At 60.7% G+C, this 1,161-nt stretch carries 1 protein-coding gene; it reads left to right on the forward strand.

Annotated elements, in window-relative coordinates; all coding sequences use genetic code 11:
- Positions 1 to 121 precede the first annotated feature (121 nt).
- Positions 122 to 1,144 carry a transporter gene (locus OC610_RS27785; protein WP_264432759.1) on the forward strand — a complete coding sequence of 341 codons (1,023 nt, stop codon included), beginning with the start codon at positions 122 to 124 and terminating at the stop codon, positions 1,142 to 1,144.
- Positions 1,145 to 1,161: the final 17 nt, after the last annotated feature.

Consider the following 1,161-nt stretch of genomic DNA (forward strand, 5'->3'; position numbering starts at 1 on the left):
CGTGAACGTATCCAAGCGATCACCGCATTCCAACTGTCACAAAACCATCAAAATACCCTGCAATGATGCCGCTAAGTGAACCTGTCATCGCCCGACAGGCACTCCCCGCCAGCGAGCCTTCATGAACCACAGCATCGACCAAAGCCATCGCGACCCGGACCTGTTCGGCCTACTCTACGGGTTTCGTTTCCTACCTGGTGAGCGCGGGCGAGAGATCGATTCGGCCCAGGCCCTGCAAAGCCTGGAACAACCGCAAGATCCCGACGAATTCCTCTGGTTGCACCTGAATTTGGCCCACGCCGCGTGCGAGCGCTGGATGAAAAGCCGGCTGGCCTTGCCGCAGGAATTTTTCGAGGCCTTGCACGAAGGCTCGCGGTCGACCCGTATCGAGCACGTGGACTCGGCGTTGCTCGCCGTGGTCAACGATGTCGTGTTCAACCTCAGCAACCTGGTGTCCTCGGACGTGTCCACATTGTGGGTGTGCGTGAGCAGCCGATTGATTGTCAGCGCACGCCTGCAACCGTTGCACTCGGTCGACAAGCTGCGCTCATCGGTCAAGGCCGGCGAGTGCTTTCGGTCGCCCTTGGAGTTGCTCGTGCATCTGCTGCGCGACCAGGGCGAAGTGCTGACCCAGATCGTGCGCAAGACCAGCCTCAGCGTCGACCAGATCGAGGATCAGTTGCTGTCTTCACGCCTGTCCACCAACCGCGCCGAACTGGGCAGCCAACGCCGGGTGCTGGTGCGCTTGCAACGCCTGCTGGCCCTGGAGCCAGGCTCGTTGCTGCGCCTGCTCAATCGTCCGCCGCAATGGCTGCAGAAAGAGGACGTCAAGGAGCTGCGCAAATCCACCGAGGAGTTCGCCCTGATCATCAACGATCTCACGGCCCTGGGCGAACGCATCAAGCTGCTGCAGGAAGAAATCGCCGCCAACCTCAACGAACAGAGCAACCGCACACTGTTCACCCTGACGGTGGTCACGGTACTGGCGTTGCCCATCAACATCATTGCCGGCTTCTTCGGCATGAACGTCGGCGGTGTGCCGCTGGCCAGTGATCCCGAGGGCTTCTGGATCCTGGTGGCGCTGGTCGCCACCTTCACCGTGATCGCCGGCCGATGGGCGTTTCGCAAGCGGCGCGATTATTGAATTCAATCCGCTATTTC

This window comes from Pseudomonas agronomica (assembly GCF_025917275.1).
GTDB lineage: Bacteria > Pseudomonadota > Gammaproteobacteria > Pseudomonadales > Pseudomonadaceae > Aquipseudomonas > Aquipseudomonas agronomica.

Coding starts and splice junctions, on each gene's coding strand:
- OC610_RS27785 (WP_264432759.1), top strand. CDS start 122: ATGAACCACAGCATCGACCAAAGCCATCGCGACCCGGACCTGTTCGGC.